This window comes from Kitasatospora sp. NE20-6 (genome assembly GCF_045862635.1).
On sequence record NZ_BPRL01000070.1, the window covers coordinates 37873 to 60225 of the forward strand.

21 protein-coding genes are annotated in these 22353 nt (G+C 72.5%); 5 read left to right on the forward strand and 16 right to left on the reverse strand.

Going from position 1 to position 22353, the window contains the following annotated elements:
* Positions 1-43: 43 nt before the first annotated feature.
* Positions 44-958, reverse strand: coding sequence for an NADP-dependent oxidoreductase (locus SNE206_RS34110; protein WP_407917434.1), 915 nt, complete (start codon positions 956-958; stop codon positions 44-46).
* Between the two features lie 167 nt (positions 959-1125).
* The gene (locus SNE206_RS34115; protein ID WP_407917435.1) at positions 1126-1926 is read right to left on the reverse strand and encodes a DUF2182 domain-containing protein; all 801 of its coding nucleotides are present in this window, start codon (positions 1924-1926) and stop codon (positions 1126-1128) included.
* A 300-nt stretch (positions 1927-2226) separates the two neighbouring features.
* Between SNE206_RS34115 and SNE206_RS34120 the strand changes: the two genes are divergently transcribed.
* Entirely contained in the window at positions 2227-2880 is a 654-nt protein-coding gene (locus SNE206_RS34120; protein ID WP_407917436.1) for a DUF1326 domain-containing protein, read from the forward strand.
* Between the two features lie 101 nt (positions 2881-2981).
* Here the strand turns inward: SNE206_RS34120 and SNE206_RS34125 are convergent, their stop codons facing one another.
* The 9 genes from SNE206_RS34125 to SNE206_RS34165 form a co-directional block, all read right to left on the reverse strand.
* A complete protein-coding gene (locus tag SNE206_RS34125) occupies positions 2982-4034 on the reverse strand; it encodes a ferritin-like domain-containing protein (protein ID WP_407917437.1) in 1053 nt (350 codons plus the stop codon).
* A gap of 300 nt (positions 4035-4334) precedes the next feature.
* Positions 4335-5393, reverse strand: coding sequence for an aldo/keto reductase (locus SNE206_RS34130; protein ID WP_407917438.1), 1059 nt, complete (start codon positions 5391-5393; stop codon positions 4335-4337).
* Positions 5390-6364 carry a Gfo/Idh/MocA family oxidoreductase gene (locus SNE206_RS34135; RefSeq protein ID WP_407917439.1) on the reverse strand — a complete coding sequence of 325 codons (975 nt, stop codon included), beginning with the start codon at positions 6362-6364 and terminating at the stop codon, positions 5390-5392. The genes SNE206_RS34130 and SNE206_RS34135 overlap by 4 nt, the downstream gene beginning before the upstream one ends.
* A 1-nt stretch (position 6365) precedes the next feature.
* Complete coding sequence (ligA, locus tag SNE206_RS34140) at positions 6366-7673, reverse strand: protocatechuate 4,5-dioxygenase subunit alpha (protein ID WP_407917440.1); 1308 nt, start codon at positions 7671-7673, stop codon at positions 6366-6368.
* A 25-nt stretch (positions 7674-7698) separates the two neighbouring features.
* The gene (locus tag SNE206_RS34145) at positions 7699-8619 is read right to left on the reverse strand and encodes an amidohydrolase family protein (protein WP_407917441.1); all 921 of its coding nucleotides are present in this window, start codon (positions 8617-8619) and stop codon (positions 7699-7701) included.
* Complete coding sequence (ligK, locus tag SNE206_RS34150) at positions 8619-9311, reverse strand: 4-carboxy-4-hydroxy-2-oxoadipate aldolase/oxaloacetate decarboxylase (RefSeq protein ID WP_407917442.1); 693 nt, start codon at positions 9309-9311, stop codon at positions 8619-8621. Before ligK ends, SNE206_RS34145 begins: the two co-directional genes overlap by 1 nt.
* Before the next feature lie 16 nt (positions 9312-9327).
* Complete coding sequence (locus SNE206_RS34155) at positions 9328-10353, reverse strand: amidohydrolase family protein (RefSeq protein WP_407917443.1); 1026 nt, start codon at positions 10351-10353, stop codon at positions 9328-9330.
* Positions 10350-11591, reverse strand: coding sequence for a 4-hydroxybenzoate 3-monooxygenase (locus tag SNE206_RS34160; protein ID WP_407917444.1), 1242 nt, complete (start codon positions 11589-11591; stop codon positions 10350-10352). Before SNE206_RS34160 ends, SNE206_RS34155 begins: the two co-directional genes overlap by 4 nt.
* 114 nt (positions 11592-11705) lie before the next feature.
* Entirely contained in the window at positions 11706-12473 is a 768-nt protein-coding gene (locus SNE206_RS34165; RefSeq protein WP_407917445.1) for an IclR family transcriptional regulator, read from the reverse strand.
* A 74-nt stretch (positions 12474-12547) separates the two neighbouring features.
* On the opposite strand from SNE206_RS34165, the gene SNE206_RS34170 reads away from it, so the two are divergent.
* Positions 12548-13249, forward strand: a complete 702-nt coding sequence (locus SNE206_RS34170) for a substrate-binding domain-containing protein (protein ID WP_407917446.1) — start codon at positions 12548-12550, stop codon at positions 13247-13249.
* A gap of 356 nt (positions 13250-13605) precedes the next feature.
* Positions 13606-15063, forward strand: coding sequence for an amidase (locus SNE206_RS34175; RefSeq protein WP_407917447.1), 1458 nt, complete (start codon positions 13606-13608; stop codon positions 15061-15063).
* A 199-nt stretch (positions 15064-15262) separates the two neighbouring features.
* Here the strand turns inward: SNE206_RS34175 and SNE206_RS34180 are convergent, their stop codons facing one another.
* The 4 genes from SNE206_RS34180 to SNE206_RS34195 form a co-directional block, all read right to left on the reverse strand.
* On the reverse strand, positions 15263-15721 hold the full coding sequence (locus SNE206_RS34180; RefSeq protein WP_407917448.1) for a MaoC family dehydratase: 459 nt from the start codon (positions 15719-15721) through the stop codon (positions 15263-15265).
* Positions 15722-15828: 107 nt separating this feature from the next.
* Positions 15829-17370, reverse strand: coding sequence for an acyl-CoA synthetase (locus SNE206_RS34185; RefSeq protein ID WP_407917449.1), 1542 nt, complete (start codon positions 17368-17370; stop codon positions 15829-15831).
* A gap of 10 nt (positions 17371-17380) precedes the next feature.
* Positions 17381-18268, reverse strand: a complete 888-nt coding sequence (locus SNE206_RS34190) for an amidohydrolase family protein (RefSeq protein WP_407917451.1) — start codon at positions 18266-18268, stop codon at positions 17381-17383.
* 1 nt (position 18269) lies between these two features.
* Positions 18270-19181, reverse strand: coding sequence for an SDR family oxidoreductase (locus SNE206_RS34195; RefSeq protein WP_407917452.1), 912 nt, complete (start codon positions 19179-19181; stop codon positions 18270-18272).
* 242 nt (positions 19182-19423) lie between these two features.
* On the opposite strand from SNE206_RS34195, the gene SNE206_RS34200 reads away from it, so the two are divergent.
* Positions 19424-19837: a MarR family winged helix-turn-helix transcriptional regulator gene (locus SNE206_RS34200; protein WP_407917453.1), complete on the forward strand. Its 414-nt coding sequence runs from the start codon at positions 19424-19426 to the stop codon at positions 19835-19837.
* Positions 19838-19894: 57 nt separating this feature from the next.
* Here the strand turns inward: SNE206_RS34200 and SNE206_RS34205 are convergent, their stop codons facing one another.
* Positions 19895-20356, reverse strand: coding sequence for a DUF3237 domain-containing protein (locus SNE206_RS34205; RefSeq protein ID WP_407917454.1), 462 nt, complete (start codon positions 20354-20356; stop codon positions 19895-19897).
* A gap of 244 nt (positions 20357-20600) precedes the next feature.
* On the opposite strand from SNE206_RS34205, the gene SNE206_RS34210 reads away from it, so the two are divergent.
* Positions 20601-22247 carry an ABC transporter substrate-binding protein gene (locus tag SNE206_RS34210; protein WP_407917455.1) on the forward strand — a complete coding sequence of 549 codons (1647 nt, stop codon included), beginning with the start codon at positions 20601-20603 and terminating at the stop codon, positions 22245-22247.
* Positions 22248-22353 lie beyond the last annotated feature (106 nt).

Here is a 22353-nt window from a genome sequence, read left to right on the forward strand (position 1 = left end):
AGGTGTCGGACGGTGCCGGTAGGGCTGTGGTCAGGGGCACCGTCTAGTCGACGGTGAGGACGATCTTCCCTCGGTTGTGGCCGCGGTCGCTGGCCTGCTGGGCCTCGGCCGCTTCGGCGAGCGGGTAGGTGGCCCCGACCGTGGTCACCAGTGTGCCGTCGGCGGCCTGCTGGGCCAGTTCGGCCAGCCGGGTCGCGGAGCGGCGCTGCGGGCCCTCGGCGAAGACGACGCCGAGTTCGCCGGCGCGGAAGTCGGCGGTGGTGACGATGCGGTCGGTGCCGCCGCGCAGGGTGATGGAGTCCTCCAGCGCGCCCTTGCCCGCCGCGTCGAAGACCGCGTCCACCCCTTCGGGGGCGAGCGCGCGGACCCGCTCGACCAGGCCCTCCCCGTAGACCAGCGCGGTGCCGCCGAGCGAGGTGACGTACTCCTGGTTGGCCGGGCCGGCGGTGCCGAGGACGCGGGCGCCGCGGGCGACGGCGAGCTGGACGGCGACGGTGCCGAGCGCGCCGGACGCGCCGTGGATCAGCAGCGTCTCGCCGGCCGTGACGTTCAGCAGGTCCAGCACCCGGTCGGCGCCGTCGCCGGCCACGGGCAGTGCGGCAGCGTGCGTCCAGTCCAGCCCGGCCGGCTTCGGGGCGAGGACGGCCGCGGGGGCCAGGGCGTACTGCGCGTAGGAACCGGTGTCGGACCAGCCCAGGACCTCGTCGCCCTCCTTCACGCCGTCGACCCCCTCGCCCACGGCGTCGACCACGCCGGCGATCTCTCCGCCGGGCACGGCGGGCAACGTGGTCGGGAAGATGGCCTCCATGATCCCGGACCGGATCTTGCCGTCCACCGGATTGACGCCGACGGCCCGGACGCGCACGCGGACCTGGCCGGGGCCGGGCCGAGGGATCGCGAGCTCCGCCTCGTGCAGGACCTCGGTGCCGCCGAACGTGTCGAAAACGATGGCCTTCATGACTGCTGTCTCCTCAAGGGGGATGCCTGGCCGACCACCCTTATGTGGCCAGCCACATAAAAGTAGCACCATTTATGTGGCTGGCCAAGTAATCGTTCGACGGCAACGCCCGGGCGCTCCCCGCTTGAGCTCCGCCCCTCCCGGCCGTGAGCGCTACATCGTGAGCGCTACATCATGTCGCCCGGGGTGAGCCCCGGCAGCAGCCAGCTCTGGAACGGCGCCAGCACGGCGAGCACGAGGAACGCCACCCCGGCGACCCGGGCCAGCAGCGGCCCGCGCCGCCACAGCTTCTCCAGGAAGATCACCACCGCGATCCCCGCCATCGCCGCCACGTTCATCACTCCGAGCGGCACCAGCACCACCATCAGCGCCCAGCAGCAGCCCAGGCAGTACCCGCCGTGGTGCAGCCCGACCCGCAGGTCCCGCAGCGGCGGCCGGTAGCCCGCGTAGTGCATCAGCTGCGCCATCGGGCTGCGGCAGTGCCGCAGGCACACGTACTTCAGCGGGCCCAGCTGGTACAGCCCGGCCAGGGCGAACGCCGCCGCACCGATCCACTTCCCGGTGTCCGGATCGCGCTCGACCAGGTGGCCGGTGAGCGCGAGGCCGGCGTACGCGAGCAGCCCGAACGCCGTCCACACCAGCAGATAGCCGCCGAGGAACTCCGTCGTGCGGACCGCCCGCTCGGCGCCGCTCGACCGCCGGCCGATGCTGCGGGCCCAGGTCACCGCCACCGGAGCCACCGAGGGCAGCATCATCGCGGCCATCATCGCCAGCCACAGCACCAGGAACAGCGGCAGCGCCATCCCCATCGTGCCGGGCTCGATCCCCATGCCCCGAGCCTGCCCGGCCGTGAACAGCCAGGCCAGGGCCGCGATCACCATGATCAGGCCCCAGGCGAGGGCCAGATCCCTGGCGGGCATCAGCACCCCGGTGCGCAGCGGCTGCTTCTCCACGGTGACGGTACGCATGCTGCTCTCCTGCCTGGTCCTTCCAGGACAGCACACGTGCGCCGACGGCAAAACCCGGCCGCCGTCCCGCGCGGCGGCACACGGGACGGCACACGGGACGGCGCCGGTCGCGGGCGGCAGGTCCTCCGGGACAGCGCGTCACGGTTCGGCAGTCCCTACCCGCGCAGGAATACCGGGTGATGCCGAATTGGTGCAGGCTGGAGATGAGGCCGCTCCGCCGACGTGGCCCGCGGGCTTTCGTGCGGACAGCCCCGTCACTCCTGGAACCGTGCGACAGCGGGGGGTGAGGAGGTCGGAGAGATGACCGACGCGACCACCGGCCCGGCCTGGCACCTGGCCGGCGACTGGTTCGACACCTGCAAGTGCGCCATACCCTGTCCCTGCACCTTCGCCCAGCCCCCGACCGAGGGCGACTGCGAGGGCGTGCTCGTCTGGCACATCCGTGAGGGCCGGTACGGGGACGTCCCGCTCGACGGGTTGAACTTCGTGATGCTCGGGTCCTTCACCGGCAACATCTGGGCGGGTGCCGCCACGGACTCGCGTGCCGCCTTCTTCATCGACGAGCGCGCCGACGACCCGCAGCGCGCCGCACTCGGCACGATCTTCAGCGGCCAGGTGGGCGGGTGGCCGAAGCGGTTCGGCGAGCTCGCCACGACCGAGGTGCGCGGCATGGACGTCGCCCCCATCACCGTGGAGATCGGTGACGACCTCGGGGCATGGAGCGTCGAGATACCCGGCCGGGTCACCGCCCGCGCCGAAGCCCTCACCGGCCCCACCACTCCGGAGGGCGGACGCGTGCAGGTCCACAACGCCCCCGGCGCCGAGGTCGGACCGGGCCAGATCGCCACCTGGGGCCGCGCCACCACCGACCACGCCGACGCCTTCGGCTTCAGCTGGAACCGCAGCGGCAGATCCAGCAAGCATTTCCCGTTCGACTGGAGCGGCCCCGACTGAACCGCCGGCCTGTACGGCTGCATCCGACCCGCGGACTCACCGGCGGAACCACCCCCACCGGCGAGGAACCCGGCCCCGGGAACCGGGGACGGGACGTCCGCTCACTCCTCGACGTACAGGAACTCCGGCCCGTAGGTCTTCCCGCTGCCGTCGGGCAGCTCCAGCTGTACGAGCTTCCGCGCCTCCGTGCGCATCTTGCCCATGTGGCCGATCGCCGTGAACAGCGGGTCCGGGTCACCCGTCCGCCAGGCTGCCTGGAGCCCCCGCAGCATCGCGCTGAAATGCAGGTTGAACGCGCCGAGCACCTGCTGGACCGCGGGCGCGGGCGCGTTCGGCCCGCCGTCGGCCCATCCTCCCTCCGGCACCCTCCCCATGGGGAAGGCCGGGGGCAGGGGAACGTCGTCGCCCTTGAAGTCCCAGACGACGGGATTCTCCGACACCTTGATCAGCTTCTTGCCGCGGAACATCTCCCGGAACACGTAGAAGTGCGCCAGCTCCCCGGGCTTGCCGGGAAAGGGGTTCTCGGGTGAGGCGGAGGTGCCCTCGCCCTGTTCCTTGATGATCCCGATCGCGGCTCGGACCTTCTCGATGGTGTCGAGCGGCACGATCCTGTTTCCCTGGCCGTGGTTGTCGAGGGAGAACTCGATCTGCCGATCGCCGCCGATGAGGTGCTGCTGCGCCTCGAACGCCTCCTCGATCGCGGTGTAGAAGGCCCCGATGGTGGCGGGCACGTCGAACTGGGCGACCGGATGCTCCGGGCGTTCGATCTCGGAGAACATCTCGACCGAGTCCCTGCTGAGGCCTTCGAGGAAGACGACGAGATCGGGCCGTACGCCGCCCGGCAGCACGTGCTCGTACTTCGGCACCACCTTCGGGTCGGCGAGGACCGGTGTCCCCCCGATGGTGGTGAGCATGTTGCACACGAGTCCCATGTGGGTCATCTCGTCGAAGATGATCTCCCGGATGGCCTTGGCGACCGCCTCGTTCGGATCCTTGATCGACCACAGGGCGCTCGCGTAGGGGCCGATGGTCGCGATCTCCACCATGATCGCCTGCTGCAGGGAGTCCTTCAGCCACTCCGCATCGCGGTCCGCGGGGAGGACTCCCAACAGCTCGACGATGGCATTGCTCTGATATTCGAGGGTCTGGGTCATGCCGCGCCTCTCTCATTCGCATACGGATGGAATGGGAACCCTATGCGCCCGGCGGGCCGGTCACATCATGCGCATGCGAAGCCCGCTGACGGTTCACCCGATTGCGGGCACGCAGCCCCGGACGCCCCCGCGGACGGCACGCTCCGGACCTTCACCCCCGGGCCTTCACCCCCGGGGAGAGCCGCCCCTCCACCGACACCTCCGAAAGCGCCGCGCCCGCAAGCTCGTCGACATCACGCACGCCACGCCGGCGACAGTCGCCACCGCAGGCCACCGCAGGCCACCGCAGCCCGCCGCCGATCACGGGCCGGAGCCGTCGGCCGCACCCGGCCCGCACCGCTCCGTGTCGGTCTCGGCAAGGGTGGCCTCGTCGTAGCGCGGCCCGTGGACGGTCGCAGCGTTCAGCACCCGGCCTGCCGCGTCGAGGACCTCGCCGGGCAGGTCGAGGTGGAGCGCGGACAGGTTCTCCCGCAGGTGTGCGACGGACCGGGTTCCGGGGATGGCGATCACGTGGGGCGCCCGGGAGAGGACCCACGTCAGCGCCAGCTGTGCGAGCGTGCAGCCGGCCTCCCCGGCGATTCCGTCGAGTTCGCGCCGGAGCGCCAGATTGGCGGGGTAGTGGTGGGCGTCGAAGCGAGGCATGGCCCGGCGGATGTCATGGGCGGGCAGGCGGTCGGGGTCGGGTGGCGCCGGGGTGAGGAAGCCGCGTGCCAGCGGGCTGAAGGCGACCAGGGCGACGCCCAGTTCGCGTGTCGCCGCCAGGGTGCCCTCTTCGGGGTTGCGTGACCAGAGGCTGTACTCGTTCTGCAGCGCGGCGATGGGGTGCACGGCGTGGGCGCGGCGCAGCGTGGCGGCGGACACTTCGGAGAGTCCGAGCGCACGCACCTTGCCCGCCGCCACCAGGTCGGCCATCGCTCCGATGCTCTCCTCGACCGGGACCTGCCGGTCGACGCGGTGCAGGTGGTAGAGGTCGATGGTGTCGGTGCGGAGCCGGGCGAGCGCCTCGTCGGCGGTGCGCCGGAGGGTCTCGGGGCGGCCGTCGACGACGCGCCGGCCGTCGACGCCGGTCATCCCGCACTTGCTGGCCAGCACGATGCGGTCCCGGTGGCGGGCGAGTACGCGGCCGAGGAGTTCCTCGTTGCTCCCGAAGCCGTAGAGGGCCGCGGTGTCGAAGAGGGTGACGCCTTCCTCCAGTGCCGTCAGGAGGAGTCGTTCGGCGGACTCGGGCGTGGGCGGGACGTCGTAGGCGTGGCTGAGGTTCATGCAACCGAGGCCGATCGCCGGGACCTCGAAGGGCCCGATGCGGCGCGGGGTGCGGTACGGGGTGCGGCCGGGGGCGGCCGTCGGCGCCGCGGTCACGGGTTCGTGGCAGCGGTGAGCTGCTGTTCGAGGGCGTCCAGCGTCCGGTAGCAGGGCAGGACCTGGGCGAGGGAGGCGTTCGGCTCGCGGCCTTCGCGGATGGCGGCGACGAACTCGCGGTCCTGCAGTTCGATGCCGTCGGTGGAGACGTCGACCCGGCTCACGTCGATCGGTTCGTCCTTGCCGGTGAACAGGTCGTCGTACCGTGCGAGGTAGGTGCCGGTGTCGCCGATGTAGCGGAAGAAGGTACCGAACGGCCCGTCGTTGTTGAACGACAGGGAGAGCGTGCAGATGGCGCCGTTCTCCGTGCGCAGCTGGATCGACATGTCCATCGCGATGCCGAGATCGGGGTGGATCGGGCCCTGGATCGCATGGGCCTGCACGATCGGCGAGCCGGTCTGGTGGGCGAACAGGTCGACGGTGTGCGCGGCGTGGTGCCACAGCAGGTGGTCGGTCCAGGAGCGGGGCTGCCCGAGCGCGTTGAGGTTGGTGCGACGCAGGAAGTACGTCTGCACGTCCATCTGCTGGATGCGGTACTCGCCGGCCCGGATCCGCTGCCGGATCCACTGGTGGCTGGGGTTGAAGCGGCGCGTGTGGCCCGCCATGGCGACGAGGCCGGTGCGCTGCTGCGCCGCCAGGCACGCCTCGGCGTCGGCGAGGGAGTCGGCGAGCGGGATCTCGGTCTGTACGTGTTTGCCGGCTTCGAGGCAGGCGATGGTCTGCTCGGCGTGCACGGGGGTGGGTGTGGCGAGGATGACGGCGTCGACGTCGTCGGCCGCGAGCACCTCGTCCAGGGTGGCGACGCCGCGGCCGACGCCGTGCTCGGCGGCGAACTTCCGGGCGCTGTCGAGGGTGCTGCTGACGACGGCGGTCACCTCGACGCCGTCGATCCGCCTGAGTGCGGCTGCGTGCTTGGCCCCGAAGGCGCCTCCTCCGGCCAGGGCGACCCGGACGGTCTTCCGGTGGCTCATGTCACTCCTCCTCGGCGGGCGTTCCGGCCCGCGGCTGGTTCTCCAGGATCAGGTGGCCGACGGCGGTGTTGGACGCCGGCACGTGGTAGAAGCGGTGCTTGACCTCGACCGCTCCGGTCCCGTCGACGTCGCTCATCGCGCCGCGGGCGATCAGCCACATGACGAGTTCGATGCCCTCGGAGCCGGCCTGCTCGACGTAGTCGAGGTGGGGCAGCTGCGCGAGTCCGGCCGGGTCGTCGACCAGCCTGTCCAGGAAGGCGTTGTCCCACGTGCGGTTGATGAGGCCCGCGCGGGGGCCCTGCAGCTGGTGGCTCATGCCGCCGGTGCCCCACACCTGGACGTTCAGCGGCCGGCCGTAGGACTCGACGGCGCGGCGCAGCGCCCGGCCGAGATTGAAGCACCGCTCGCCCGAGGGCACCGGGTACTGCACGACGTTGACGTGGAACGGGATCACCTTGCACGGCCACCGCTCGACGTCCCCGAACATCAGTGACAGGGGCACGGTCAGGCCGTGGTCGACGGCCATCTCGTTGACCAGGGTGAGGTCGAAGTCGTCGCGGATGAGCGAGTGGGCGATGTGTGCGGCCAGGTCGGGGTCGCTCTCGATGCCCGGGACGGGGCGGGGGCCGTAGCCCTCGTCGGCGGTGGGGTAGGCCGCGCCGGTGCCGAGGACGAAGGTCGGGATCAGCGACAGGTCGAAGGTGGTGGCGTGGTCGTTGTAGACGAGGAGGACGACGTCGGGGAGGTCCTCCTGCACCCACTGCTTGGAGTACGTGTAGCCGTCGAAGACGGGCTTCCAGTACGGCTCGTCGGTCTTGTGGTGGTCGATCGCCGCGCCGATCGCCGGCACGTGGGAGGTGAAGACGGCGGCGGTGATCACGGCGTGCTCGGCCGGCGGGGCGGGGTCGGCGTGGGCCGCCTCCAGGACGGCGTGGTCGATCCGGTTGCCCTCGACGGAGCGGCCGCCGCCGACCATCATGGCGCGGTACTCCTGCTCGGTCATGCCCGTCATCGAGCCCGCCATCTGCTGGAAGGACAGGCCGAGGGTGGCGCCCCACTTGGCGAGGAAGTAGATGTTGCCGCCCTCGCGTATGGCGGCGTTGAGGTCGCGGTCGAGCAGGGCCTGCTTCTGTTCCTCCCGCAGGGGCCACGCGTCGAGGTAGGCGCGTTCGTCGGCGAGGTAGCGCCCGCGGTTCTCCGGGGTCATCAGCGACATGCAGAACTGGTTGAGGTGGTATCCCCTGGCGGACTGCTCGGCGTCGAAGATCGTCGTCCCCGGGACCAGCTTGTAGGTCTTGTCCAGCGACATGCTGGGGCTCCGTTCGTGCGGTGGGTCAGTCGGCGTCCGGCCAGTAGAGGCGCATCGGGTTGTCGACCAGGAGCTTGCGCTGCAGCTCCGGCGTCGGCGCGATGTGCGGGACGAAGTCGACGAGCAGGCCGTCGTCGGGCATGTGGTCGGTGAGGTTGGGGTGCGGCCAGTCGGTGCCCCACAGCACCCGGTCGGGGAACTCCTCGACGACGCGCCGGGCGAACGGGACGACGTCGCGGTAGGGGTGCCGCTGCCCGTCGAGGGCAGGCGGGCCGCTCACGGACAGCCGTTCGGGGCAGGTGACCTTGCACAGGATGTCGGGCCGTGCGCGCAGGAGGTCGAGGAACGCCTCGAAGTCGGGGCCGTGCGGGTCCTTGGTGACGTCGGGACGCCCCATGTGGTCGACGACCAGCGGCACCGGGATCGAGAGGAGGAGGTCGTGCAGGTCGGCGAGGTCGGCGGCCTCGAAGTAGACGACGACGTGCCAGCCGTACGGGGCGATCCGTTCGGCGACGTCCAGCAGGTCCTGCCGCGGGGCCGCGTCGGCGAGGCGCTCGACGAAGGTGAACCGCACGCCGCGGACGCCCGCCTCGTGCAGCTCGCGCAGCTCCGCGTCCGTGACCCCGGGCCGCACGGTGGCGACGCCCCGGGCCAGGCCGCCCGAGGCCCGCAGGGCGTCGACCAGGGCGCTGTTGTCGGCGCCGTGGCAGGTCGCCTGCACGACGACGTTGCGGGCGAACCCCAGATGGTCGCGGAGTGCGAAGAGCTGGTCCCTGGACGCGTCGCAGGGGGTGTACCTGCGTTCGGGGGCGAAGGGGAACCCGGCCGCCGGGCCGAAGACGTGGCAGTGCGCGTCGACCGCGCCCGCGGGCAGCTCGAAACGGGGCCGGCCCGGGCCGGCGTACCAGTCCAGCCAGCCGGGGGTCTTCTCGGTGTCCGTCGTCATCACCGCTCCTCGTAGCGCAGGCCGAGCTCGGCCAGCGGGCGGCGCATGCCGTACATGTCCAGGCCGAGCACACCCGCGCGGAGCTGCGCGCGCTTGCCCTCCTCGTTCGCCTCGCGCTTCGCGGAGGCCTCGGCGACCTCCGCGGCCCGCTCGCGCGGCACCACGACGACCCCGTCGGCGTCGGCCACGACGACGTCGCCGGGCCGGACCAGGGCGTTGGCGCAGACCACCGGCACGTTGACCGAGCCGAGCGTGGCCTTGACCGTGCCCCTGGCGTTGACTGCCCGGGCGAAGACGGGGAAGTCCATCTCCTCCAGGTCGGCCACGTCGCGCACGCCGCCGTCGATGACCAGACCCCGGCAGCCCCGGGCGCGGAAGGAGGTGGCGAGCAGCTCGCCGAAGAAGCCGTCCTCGCTCTCGGTCGTGCAGGCCGCGACGACGACGTCGCCCTCGCGGATCTGCTCGGCGGCGACGTGGAGCATCCAGTTGTCGCCGGGCTGCAGCAGGACGGTCACCGCCGTCCCGCACAGGCGGGCCTTCGGGTGGACCGGGCGCAGGTAGGGGCGCATCAGGCCCGTGCGGCCCATGGCTTCGTGGATCGTCGCCACACCGAAGGCCGACAGCGCGGCGACGGCCTCGGGGTCGGCGCGGGTGGGCGACGTGCGGACGACGCCGATCTCGCTGTGGTGCATGCGTGTCCTCCTGGGGTCAGCGGCCGGCCGCGGCGAGGCGGGCGGCAAGTCGGGGGTGGACGCGGAGGGCGTTGCCGCCGAGGACGGCCGCCCGCTCGTCGTCGGAGAGGTGCGGGGTGGCGTCGACGTACCGCCCGGTGTCGTCGTAGTGGTGGCCGGTGTTCGGGTCGATGCCGCGGACGGCGCCGATCATCTCGCTGGCGAAGAGGAGCGCCCTGCTGGGGACGACCCGGGTGAGCAGGTCGATGCCCGGCTGGTGGTAGACGCAGGTGTCGAAGGAGACGTTGTCCAGCAGCGCCTCCGGGTCGGGCCGGCCCAGTGCGTCCGCGAGGCCGCGGAACCGGCCCCAGTGGTAGGGCACCGCGCCGCCGCCGTGCGGGATCACGAACCGCAGGGTCGGGAAGTCGGCGAACAGGTCGCCCTGGAGCAGCTGCATGAACGCCGTGGTGTCGGCGTTGAGGTAGTGGGCGCCGGTGGTGTGGAAGGCCGGGTTGCACGAGGTGCTGACGTGGATCATGGCGGGGATGTCGTACCCGACCATGGCCTCGTACAGCGGGTACCAGCTGCGGTCGGTCAGCGGCGGCGCCGTCCACCTGCCGCCCGACGGGTCGGGGTTGAGGTTGACCGTCACCGCGCCGAGCTCCTCGACCGCGCGGCGCAGCTCGGGCAGGCAGGTGGCGGGGTCGGCGCCGGGCGACTGCGGGAGCATCGCGCCCATCGCGAACCGGTCGGGGTGGAGCCTGCTGACGCGGTGGACCAGGTCGTTGCAGATCCGCGCCCACACCGAGGAGACCCGGAAGTCGCCGATGTGGTGCGCCATGAAGCTGGCCCGCGGGGAGAAGACCGTCAGGTCGATGCCGCGCTCGTCCATGAGCCGCAGCTGGTTGCCCTCGATCGCCTGACGCAGGTCGTCGTCGGTGATGACCAGGTCGTCGGGGTCGGGTGCGTCGGCGGGGGTGCCGGCCGCCGCCACCTGGCGGTCCCGCCATGCCGCCAGCTGCGGTGGTGCAGTGGTGAAGTGGCCGTGGCAGTCGATGATCACGGGTGTCCTCCCGATGGGTGTGCGGGTCGGCGCGGGCTGACGGTGGGCCAGCCGGTGTACTGCTCGGCGAGATAGGTGCGGCCGGCGCGGGTGCCCGCCACGTTGTCGAGCTCGCCGAGCTGACGGCGCAGGTCGAACGGGGTGCCGCCGGGCGCGGTGTGCAGGAGCCGGGTCATCCAGGAGGAGAAGTTCTGGGCCCGCCAGATCCGTTGGAGGGCGCGTGGCTGGTAGTCGTCCAGCGCGGCCCCGCCCTCGCTGCCGAGGGCCCGCAGCAGGACGCCGGCGAGCACCTTCACGTCGTGCAGCGCGAGGTTGAGCCCGCGGGCCCCGGTCGGCGGCACGGTGTGTGCGGCGTCGCCCGCGAGGGCCAGCGAGCCCCAGCGCATCGGCTCCTGCACGAACGAGCGGAACCGCAGCACCGTCTTCTCCAGGATCGGCCCCGCCTGGAGGCGGAAGCCGTCCTCGCCGGCCACCCGGGCCTGGAGCGTCTCCCAGATGCGGTCGTCGGTCCAGGCGTCGGCGGACTCGCCGGGGGCGCACTGGAAGTACATCCGCTGCACGGTCTCGGTGCGCTGGCTGATCAGCGCGAAACCGTGTTCGGAGTGGGCGTAGACCAGCTCGGGCGCGCTCGCCGGGGCTTCGGCCATGATGCCGAACCAGGCGAAGGGGTACTCCTTGCCGTAGCGGACCCGCCGGTCCTCGGGCACCAGGTCGCGGCACATGCTGCGCGAGCCGTCGGCGCCGACCACGTACCGCGCCCGGATCTCGTGGCGGGTGCCGTCGGGGGCGGTGCAGCGCACCCGGGGGGTGTCGGTGGTGACGTCGAGGACCTCGGTGTCGCGGATCCCGAAGAGGACGGTGCCGCCGTCGCGGTCGCGGGCGTCGGCCAGGTCGGTGAACACGTCGGTCTGCGGGTAGAGCCACGCCGACGCGCCCACCAGGTCCTTGAAGTGGATGCGGTGCGGCCGGCCGCCGAAGCGGAGTTCGATGCCTTCGTGTTCGTGGCCCTCGCGCAGGACACGGTCGGACACGCCGGTCTCGACGAGATCCCGGACGACGTCCGCCTCCAGGATGCCGGCCCGGTGGGTGGTGGCGATCCCGTGCCGGGTACGGGTGTCGACCACGACCGTGTCGACCCCTGCGCGGCCGAGCAGGTGCGCCAGCATGAGGCCGGCCGGGCCGGCGCCGACGATGGCGACCGGTACCGGGGTGACGGTGTCGACGGTGGCATCGGCCATGGCATCTCCTGAGCGGCTGCGAGCGTCCGGAACACCCCGAACGCTGGCATCCGCGACCGCAGCCGGTCAGCACCACTTCCGCCAGGCGGAAGCCGGCGCGAGGATCCGCGAGGATCAGAGCGCCGCGCGGGCGCGCCGGCCGAGCTCCTCGGAGATGCCGTGCACGGCTCTCAGCAGCGGCTCGCGCAGTCCGCGGGCGCGGCTGGCGCTGCGCGCCGCGATGACGATCCCCAGCGCGGCGCCGACCGGGCCGGTCCGGCCGATCCGTACGGGTGCGGCCACCGCGACCGTGCTCTCCGAGAGTTGTCGGTCGCTCACGAAGACCTGCTCGCGGCGGATCCGGTCCAGCTGGGCGCGCAGGACCTTCGGGTCGGTGACGGTGTGCGGGGTCCAGGCCCGCAGCGGTGCTTCGAGGGCCGCCTCCTGGATGTCCTGCGGTGCGTGCGCCAGCAGGACCCGGCCCATCCCGGTGGAACCGACGGGGAAGCGGGATCCGACCATGGTCACCAGCTCCACCGACCGGTGCCCGGCGATGCGTTCGACGAAGACGAGTTCGGTGCCCTCGCGCACCGCGAGCTGGATGTTCTCGTGGGTCGCCTCGTACAGGTCCTGCATGAACGGCAGCGCCACGTCGCGCAGGATCTGGCTGCGGGGGCAGCCCGAGGCGATCTCCCACAGCCGCAGGCCGACGTGCCACGAGCCGTCCTCGCCGCGCTCCAGGGCGCCCCAGGCCGCCAGCTCGGCGACGACCCGGTGCGCGGTGCTCAGGGGCAGGCCCGTACGCTGGGCGATCTCCGACAGCGTCTGCGACCGGCACTCGCGGCCGAACGTCGAGAGGACTTCGAGAACTTTTCCAGCCGCCGTGCTCCGGGTTGTGCTCACGCGGTCAGTGTCGCAGACAGGCACCGGGCCGCCCGTCCACCCGTCGCAGCATCGGCCACGCACAAGGAGACGACGTGGACCGAGAGATCACCGGACTGTCCTCGATGGCGACGCGCCGGCTCCTGGCCGAGCTGTCCGCCCGCATCCGCCGCGTCCACGGCGCTGCGGTGCGGTTCGAATCGGCCGGCGGGGTCGAGGTCGCGCGCCGGGTGCGCGAGGGCGCCGAAGGAGACCTGCTGGTGCTCGCCGACGACGCACTGGCGCAACTGGACCGTGAGGGGCACCTCCTCGGTGGCACGGTGCGGCCGCTGTGGGTCTCGCAGGTCGTCGCCGCCGTGCCCGGGGGATCGCCGGTCCCCGCCCTCGACTCGGAGTCCGACCTCCGGGCCGCCCTGCTGGCCGCGGAGCGGATCGTGTACTCCACGGGCCCCAGCGGTACGGCCCTCGTCGACCTGACGGCGCGGCTGGGTCTCACCGGCGTACTCGCACCGCGGCTCGTCCAGGCACCGCCGGGAGTGCCGGCCGGCAGCCTGCTCGTCCCCGGTGCGGCCGAGCTGGCCTTCCAGCAGCACAGTGAACTGATGGACCTGCCCGGTGTCGTGATCGTCGGGCCGCTGCCCGGTGGCACCGCGATCAGCACGACGTTCAGCGGCGGTGTGCTGGCCGCCTCCACCCGGCCGGCCCGCGCCGCCGCGATGCTCGACCTGCTCGGCTCCGGCGAGGCGTCGACGACCGTCCTCGCCGCGGGCATGCGGATCGCCCGGCACCCCGCCTGACGGCGCCGGCTCCTTCGCCGCCGGGAGCCGTGCGCCCCCGCCCCGTCCCACGACCTCACCCGCTCCCGCCGCCCATCCCGTCTCTCCCGCCGCCTGCCGCCTGCCGCCTGCCGCTGCCCGCAACGCATGCGAGCCGCGCGGCGGGTCCGTAGCGTGGGCACCGGGGCGATCGCGCACGGGAGTGCCCGAGCGCGGCGGTCGACGACGGCGCGTCCTTGACAGCTCCGGCACCGGGGACCACGATGGCTGAATCAAACGCTGTCCTATAACGGCGTTGCATCTCCGGAGCGGCACCCGCGCCGCCCCTCCGCTCCCTCCGCGCGCTCCGCTGCGGGCGCGCCGTCGTAGAGGCGATCATGGAACACGACTCCCCCGCCACCGAACCGTGGCAGCTCCCGGCCGTCGAGCTCGCGGCCGCGATCCGCAACCGCACGCTGTCCTCCGTCGACATCGTGCAGTCCTGTCTGGACCGCATCGACGCCGTCAACCCCCGCATCAACGCACTCGCCGACCTCCGCCCCGAGGAGGCGCTCGACCAGGCCCGCGCCGCCGACCGGCGCACCGCCTCGGGCGCCGGGCTCGGCCCGCTGCACGGCATCCCCGTCTCCACGAAGATCAACACCGATCAGCGGGGATACGCCACCAGCCACGGGGTCGTCGCCCTCGCCGAGGCCCCCGCCGCCCAGGACGCCGCGTGCGTGACCGCCCTCCGCGACGCCGGAGCCGTCCTGGTCGGCCGCAGCAACGCCCCGGCCTTCTCCTACCGCTGGTTCAGCACCAACGACCTGCACGGGCGCACGCTCAACCCCTGGGCGCCCGACCGCACCCCCGGAGGCTCCAGCGGAGGTGCCTCCGCGAGCCTGGCCGCGGGCATGACGCCGATCGCCCAGGGCAACGACATCGGCGGATCCATCCGCTACCCGGCCGCCTGCTGCGGAGTGGTGGGCATCCGCCCCACCGTCGGCCGGGTCTCCAACTGGACGGAGCCGGTGTTCGTCGACACCCCGGGCGGCCGCCGACAGCTCGTCATGCCGCCGACCGTGCTGAACTGCGCCGTCGAGGGTCCGCTCGCCCGCACGGTGGCCGACGCCCGGCTGGCCCTGCGGGTGATGACCACCGCCGACCTGCGAGACCCGGTCGGCGTCCCCGCCGTCCCGAGCCTCCCCGCACCGGACGCCCTGCCCCGCATCAGCGTGGTGCGCGGCATCGGCACGGTCGCGAACCACCCCGCCGTCGAGAAGGCCCTCGACGAGGCCGTCGGGAAGCTGACCGACGCCGGGTACCAGGTCGAGGAACTGGACGGCCTCCCGCTGCTCGCCGAGGCGGCGCGGCTGTGGTCCCTGCTCATCTACGAGGACTTCCGCCCCACCATGCCGACCGTCGAGCAGATCGGCGACGCGGACATCCGCACCTCGCTGAGGTACTCCTTCGCCGCGGCGGCCCGGCAGTGGGGCGACTCCCCCTCGCTGGCGGAGTACATCCACGGCTGGTCCCGCCGCGGGGCCCTGGTCACCGAGCTCCAGCAACTGCTGGGCCGGGAGCGGCTGCTGCTCACGCCCGTGTCCGCGGAGCCCCCGTTCGAGCAGGACGCCGACCTCGCCGGCCCCGAGCGGGCCGCGCAGCTCGTCACCGCGATGTGGCCGATGGCGGCCGTCCCGATCCTCGGCTTCCCGGCCGCCACGGTGCCCAGTGCCCTCGTCGACGGCCTGCCGATGAGCGTGCAGCTGATCGGCGGCCGCTTCGAGGAGGAGATGGTGCTCGACGCCGCCCAGGCCGTCGAGGACAGGACACCCCGGCTGGCCCCCGCGCTCTGACCCGGACCCACCGCAGGAAGGGCAGGCGCCCCGCACGGGGCGCCTGCCCTTCGCCGTGCTCCGGCGGACATGCGGACGGACATGCGGACGGACATGCGGACGGACATGCGGACGGACATGCGGACGGCCTTCCGGCCCGGCGCGGACCGTGAGGTCCGCACCGGGCCGGAAGGCCCGCCCGGCACAGGGCCGTTGCCGGTCAGGCGTAGTGGCGGTAGACGGCCTGGGCCACGCAGGCGGGCTTGCCGCCGCCCTCGACCTCGACGGTGAAGGTGAGCGGCATCTGTACGCCGCCGCCCTTGACCTCCTCCACGCTGCCGACGGTGCCGTGCAGCCGGATCTTCGCGCCGACCGGAACGGGGCTGGGGAAACGGACCTTCTCCAGACCGTAGTTGACGCTCATGGAGATGCCGGTGATGTCGAGCAGCTCGCCGAAGAACGGGATGACGAGGGAGAGGGTGAGGTAGCCGTGGGCGATCGGGCCGCCGAACGGGCCGTCCTTGGCCTTCTCGGGGTCCGTGTGGATCCACTGGTGGTCGTCGGTGGCGTCGGCGAAGGTGTTCACCCGGTCCTGGGTGATCTCGCGCCACTCGGTGCGGCCGAGGTCGGCGCCGCTGAGGGCCTTGAGTCCGTCGATGCCGTGGGCGGTGGTGGACATGGAGGGTCCTTTCGATGACGCAGTGTCCGCAGCGCGGCCTGCGACGGGGTGCCGGGGTACGGGGTGTCGGGGTACGGGGTGTCGGGGCGCGGGGTGTCGGGGCGCGGTTACGGAGGGGGGTGCTCTGCGGTCCTGCGCGCGTGCAGGTCGCGGACGGCGGGCTTGATGATCTTTCCGGAGGCCGTGCGGGGCAGGGTGTCCGTGACCACCACCGACTTGGGGATCTTGTACTTGGCGAGCCGGCCCTGCAGGTGGCCGAGGATGTCCTGCTCCTCGGCGCGGGCGCCGGCCCGGAGGACGACGACGGCGCGGCCGACCTCGCCCCAGACCGGGTCGGGCATCCCGACGACCGCGCACTCCTCGACGGCGGGGTGGGTGAGGATCACGTCCTCGACCTCGGCCGGGTAGACGTTCTCGCCGCCGGAGACGAACATGTCCTTCACCCGGTCGACGATGTAGGCGTAGCCGTCCGCGTCGGTGCGGGCGACGTCGCCCGTCCGCAGCCAGCCGCCGGTGAAGGCGGCCTCGGTGTCCTCGGGCCGGCCCCAGTAGCCCGTCATGACGTTGGGTCCGTGGACGAGGACCTCTCCGCGCAGGCCGGGCGCGGTGTCGCTGCCGTCGGGCCCGACCACCCGGGTGTCGGTGAAGAAGTGCGGCACGCCCGCGGAGCCCGCCTTGGCCGTGGTCTGTTCCCGGTCGAGGTAGAGGATTCCGGGGGACGCCTCGGTCATGCCGTACCCCTGGCTGAAGGCCAGGCCGCGGGCGAGGTAGGTGGCGATGGTGCGGGCCGGCACGGGGGCGCCGCCGCAGTTGAGGGTGCGGAGGCTGGAGAGGTCCGTGGTCGTCCAGCCGGGCCGGGCGGCCATCGCGTCGTACATCGTCGGGACGCCGAACATGTAGGTGACGCGCATGCGTTCGACGGTGCGCAGCACCAGTTCGGCGTCGAAGGCGCCGAGGAGCACCACCCGGCCGCCCTTGAGGAGGGTGGGCAGGCAGGTCATGTTGAGGCCCGCGGTGTGGAAGAGCGGGGCCACGACCAGGGTCACCTCGTCACCGGAGAGGTCGGTGTCGACGAGGACGTTGACGCTGTTCCAGATGATGTTCCCGTGGGAGAGCACCGCGCCCTTGGGGCGGCCGGTGGTCCCCGAGGTGTACATGATCATGCACGGGTCGTCCGGGGCGACGGCAACGTCCAGCGGTTCGGCGGCTCCGCCGTCGATCAGTTCCTCGTACCCGAGGGCACCGTCACCGGGTCCGTCCAGGGCGATCCGGTGCAAGATCCCGGCGTCGCCGGCCGCGGACCGGGCCGCCTCGGCCTGCTCGGGTGCGTGGACGAGGACGGTGCTGCCCGAGTCCGACAGGTTGTACGACAGTTCCGGGGCGGCGAGGCGGGTGTTGAGCGGGACGAAGACCGCCCCGAGGGATCCGGCGGCGAACAGCGTCTCCAGGAAGGCCGGGTGGTTGGGGCCCAGGTACGCGATCCGGTCACCCGGCCCGACGCCGAGGGCGCGCAGACCGTGGGCGAGCCGCAGGACACGCCGGTGCAGGTCGCGGTAGGTCCGGGTGCGGTCCTCGTGGACGACGGCGACCCGGTCGGGTGTCTTGCGGGCCCGGCGCGCCGGCCACGAGCCGATGCCTTGGTTCAGCACGGGGACTCCTTCAGTCCGTGAGCAGGCCGAGCAGTCGGGCGGCGTTCTCCTTGAGGATCTTCGGCCGGACCTCTGGCTTGATGTCGAGCCCCGCGAAGTCGGCCAGCCACCGGTCGGGGGTGATGACCGGGTAGTCGGAGCCGAAGAGGACCTTGTCCTGGAGCAGCGTGTTGGCGTAGCGGACGAGCTGCGGCGGGAAGTACTTCGGCGACCAGCCGGACAGGTCGATGTGGACGTGCGGCTTGTGGGTGGCCACCGCCAGGGCCTCGTCCTGCCAGGGGAAGGACGGGTGGGCCAGGATGATCCGCAGCTCCGGGAAGTCGACCGCCACGTCGTCGACGAGCATCGGGTCGGAGTACTTCAGCCGGATGCCGCCCCCACCGGGGACGCCGGCGCCGATGCCGGTCTGGCCGGTGTGGAAGAGCGCGGGCACGCCGAGTTCCTCGATGGCCTCGTACAGCGGGTAGGCCAGCCGGTCGTTCGGGGCGAACGCCTGGATGCTGGGGTGGAACTTGAACCCGCGGACGCCGTGCTCCTCCACCAGGCGCCGGGCCTCCCGCACCCCGGCGCGCCCCTTGTGCGGGTCGATGCTGGCGAACGGGATCAGCACGTCGGCGTGGGCGGCGCAGCTCTCCGCGATCTCCTCGTTGGGGATCCGCGGGTGGCCGGTGGCGTGTTCGGCGTCGACGGTGAAGACCACGGCGGCCATGCGGCGCTCGCGGTAGTGGTCGGCCATCTCGTCGATGGTCGGCTGCCGGTGTCCGTGGGCCTTGAAGTACTTCTCGGAGGCTCCGAACAGCTCGGGGCTGAGTGCGCCGTGGCCGTCCTTGGAGATCTCGGCGTGGGTGTGCACGTCGATGGCAGTCAGCCGGTCGAGGTCGAGTGCGAGGTCGGCCATGTCAGGCCTCCGGGGCCTTGGGTGCGGGGATGCCGTAGGTCTCGGGCTCGGCGCCGACGCCGTCGTGCCACCGGGCGGCGATGGCCCCGGCGCTCCAGCCTCCGTCGGCGAGGGCGACGGCCTTCTCCCGGGGGTGGGTCCACAGGGCGAGGCGGTCGCCGCCGATGCCGACGGCCTGGCCGGTGACGTCCCTGGAGGCGTCGGAGGCGAGGAAGGTGATCAGGGCGGCGACGTCCTCGACGGTGCCGAGGCCCTCCTCCTTGCGCAGCCAGTCGGGCAGCGGGTTTCCGGTGCGCTCGGCCTCCTCGATGACCGGGGCGAAGGCCGGGATGGTCCTGGTCATCTCGGTGGCGGCGACCGGGACGACGGCGTTGACGGTGATGCCGGCGCGGGAGAGTTCCATGGCCCAGGTGCGGGCCATGGCGACGATGCCGGCCTTGGCGGCGGCGTAGTTGGTCTGGCCGAAGTTGCCGCGCTGGCCGGCCGGCGAGGAGATGAGGACGAGCCGCCCGCCGGTGCCCTGTTCGCGCATGCGGATCGCGGCGGCGCGGGCGCAGGTGAAGGTGCCGCGCAGGTGGACGCGGACGACGGCGTCGAAGTCGTCGTCGGTCATCTTCCACAGCACGCGGTCACGCAGGATGCCGGCGTTGGTGACGAGCACGTCCAGGCTGCCGAACTCCCGCACGGCGGTGTCGACCAGCAGCTGGGCGGCGTCGCTGTCGCCGACCGCGGCGACGGCGCCGGTGGCGCGGCCGCCGGCGGAGGTGATCGAGGCGACGGCGGCGTCGACGGCGTCCTGGTCGACGTCGTTGACGACGACGGCGGCGCCGGCCGCGGCGAGGGCTCGTGCGTACGCGAGTCCGAGACCGCGTCCGCTGCCGGTGACGACGGCGACCTTGCCTTGGAGATCCATGAGGGTGCACCTCTCGTGGGTGGGTGGTGATGGTGGGTGGGTGGTGATGGTGGGTGTGGCGGGGGTGGCCGAGAGCACGGCACGGACCAGGATCGACAGGAATCCTGATGAATGGAGTCTCGCCAATCATCAGGATTCCTGTCAATGCCCTAGGCTTGGCCCCGTGCCGCCGCACCGGCGGCGCCCAGCGAAGGGAGCGACATGAACCGACCCGCGCCGACCGCCACCGCAGGAGGACGGCCGTGAGCACCTCGCTGCTGTACCTGGTGAAGAGGACGGAGCTGGCGGTGCGCGCGCGGCTCGACGAGCTGCTCAGACCGGCCGGCATCACGGCGCTGCAGTACACCGCGCTCACGGTGCTGGAGCGGCACGACGGCATCTCCGCCGCCCAGCTGGCCCGCGACTCCTTCGTCACGGCCCAGTCGATGGCCGACATGATCCGCACCCTGGAGGGCCGCGGCCTGATCCGCCGCGAGCCGAACCCCGGCAACCGCCGCGAGCGCCTCGTGCTGCTCGCCGAGCCGGGCCGGCAGCTGCTCGCCGCGCACGCCGGGCCGGCCCGGGAGCTGGAGGAACGCATGGTCGCCGGACTCACCGCCGAGGAGGTCGACCGATTCAGGGAGGCGCTGAACGGGGCGTGGCGCTCGCTGTCCTGAGCCCGGGCGCGCAGCCCGCCGCCGGTGGCCCGGCCGCCGGCCGGCGGCGGCGGCGCGTCACGCGAGCGCGTACATCCGGATGACGACCGCGTCGTCGCCGTCCGGCCGGGCGAGGCCGACGAAGACCGTCTCCGCGAGCCAGCGGTGGGCCGGCGCGTCCGTGCGGAAGACCGGGGACGTCCGGTAGTAGTGGCCGGCCTCGGAGACCCGGAGGTCCCCGTCGAACTGGTCGGGGCTTTCGGCCCTGGGCGTGTAGTAGCCGCGGTTGACGACGTCGATCACGGCTCCGTCCTCCGCGCGGAGCAGGTAGCGCGCATCGAGCTCGCAGACCGTCCCGCGGGTGCTGCTCCAGTCACCCCCGCCGGGCAGCACCTCCCCGCGCAGCAGGGGCCCGTCGACGGTGCCACCGGTGATGGGGGTGAACTCGGTGACCTCGCCGTCACCGTGGCCGACGTGCAGCGTCGCGGCCACCTCGGCTCGGATCTCGAAGGCGAAGCGCAGGGCCGGGGTGAAGGACATGAGGGTTCTCCAATGCCTCGGAAGGGACCGCCGCGCGCACCGCGGGGCGGCCTGAGGGGCGCGGGGGCCGGCGCGACCGCACCGGCGAACAACGTCGCACCCCGCTCTTGACTCACCAGCTCACCAGATGCGAGCGTGACATGCAACAACGTTATATGACGTTAGTTTACGACGTCTCGTCGTCCTGGCGCTCACCCCCATCACGAGCGCCCTCCCCCTCACTCCTCTCGACAGGAGCACAGCCATGGCTGCGAAGAAGTCGGTGCTGACGGTGCTCACGGGCATCAGCCTGCTGGCCGTCACCGCCTGCACCACCTCGTCGAACGGAGGCGACGCCGCGCCCCGGACCGAACGCCTCACCACCACGACGACCCCCGGCGACGCCGACCTCGACCGGGTGACCTGGGCCCTGCCCTACGGCGAGCCGACCACCCTGGACCCCGCGAAGATCGGCGACTACTCGCCCCAGACCGTCGAGGCGAACCTCTGCGACACCCTGACCAGGATGAACGCGGACTTCTCCCTGAGCCCCGGGCTGGCCCGGAAGGTCGGCTGGACCGACGACCACACCCTCGTCCTCGACCTCCGCCCCGACGTGACGTTCTGGGACGGCTCCCCCATGACCCCCCAGGACGTCGTCTACAGCCTGGAACGCCAGCGCGACCCCAGGACGCAGGCGCTCTACGGGAACTACCTCGCCGCCGTCACGTCGATCACCGCCACCGGACCGAACCAGGTGACGCTGACCACGAAGACGTACGACCGGACGCTCCCCAAGGCGCTCTCCACGTCGTTCGGCGCCGTGAACCAGAAGGCGTACACCGAGAAGGCGGGCGCGGCCTACGGCACGGCCAAGGGCGGCCTCATGTGCACGGGCCCGTTCAAGCTCGGCTCCTGGGACTCGGGCAGCGGCATCGCCATCGAACGCAACACCTCCTACTGGGACGCCGCGCTGAAGCCCAAGGCGCACCAGGTCCTGTTCCGGTTCCTCACCAACAGCAACACGCTGACCAGCGCACTCCTGTCCGGAGAGGTGGACGGCACCTACGAACTGCCGCCCGGCAGCGCCACCGCACTGGCCAGGACGGGCACCGGTGCGATCCACCTCGGCCCCTCGACCCAGAACGTGCTGCTCATCCCCACGAACGCGGCGTCCCCCGCCGCCGACCACCGGCGCCTCGACGCACTGTCGCAGATCATCGACCGCGACGCGCTGATCAGGAACGTCTTCGGCGGCGACGCCACCCCCCTGAAGTCGCTCGTCCCCCCGCCGACCTGGAGCGGGGACAAGGCCGCCGACCGGTTCGACGCGGCCTACGCGGCACTGCCCGGCGCCACGAAGCCGGACCTCGCACGGGCGAAGGAACTCGCCCTGCAGGCCGGCCCGCTCCCCCGCCCCCTGACGGCCGCCATTCCGGCCGGCGACCAGCGGTCCCTCCAGGCCATGACCTTCATCCAGGCGGCGGCCAAGAAGATCGGCATCGACCTCGACATCAAGCAGCTCCAGCCCACCGAGATGTCGTCCCTCTTCTACGACCCCTCGGTCCGCAAGAACCTCGACCTCGTGCTGACCTTCGGCTACGTCACCATGCCGGACCCCGCCTCGTACGTCGCCGAGATGGTCACCCCCCGCGGCATCTTCAACTGGACCGGCTACGACAACGCCGAGGTGACCCGGCTCCTCGACCAGGCCCGCACCGCCTCCGACCCCGCTGCGTCCGCCACCGCGTACGCCGAGGCCCAGGCCCTCTTCACCCCCACCGCCCCCGCGGTCTACCTGGCCACCACGCACGAGCGGATGTTCATGAACAAGCGCCTCAGCGGCGCGCCGACCTCCTTCGCCTACATGGGCATGCCGTGGGCCGCCGCCCTCGGCGGCACCGGCAAGTGACCCGCCTGCCGACCGGCCCCGTGTGAACGTCGCGGGCCCCCCGGGGCGGGGGGCCCCCCCGGGGGCCCCCCCCCGCCCCCCGCCCCCCCCGCGGGGCGCCGCCCCC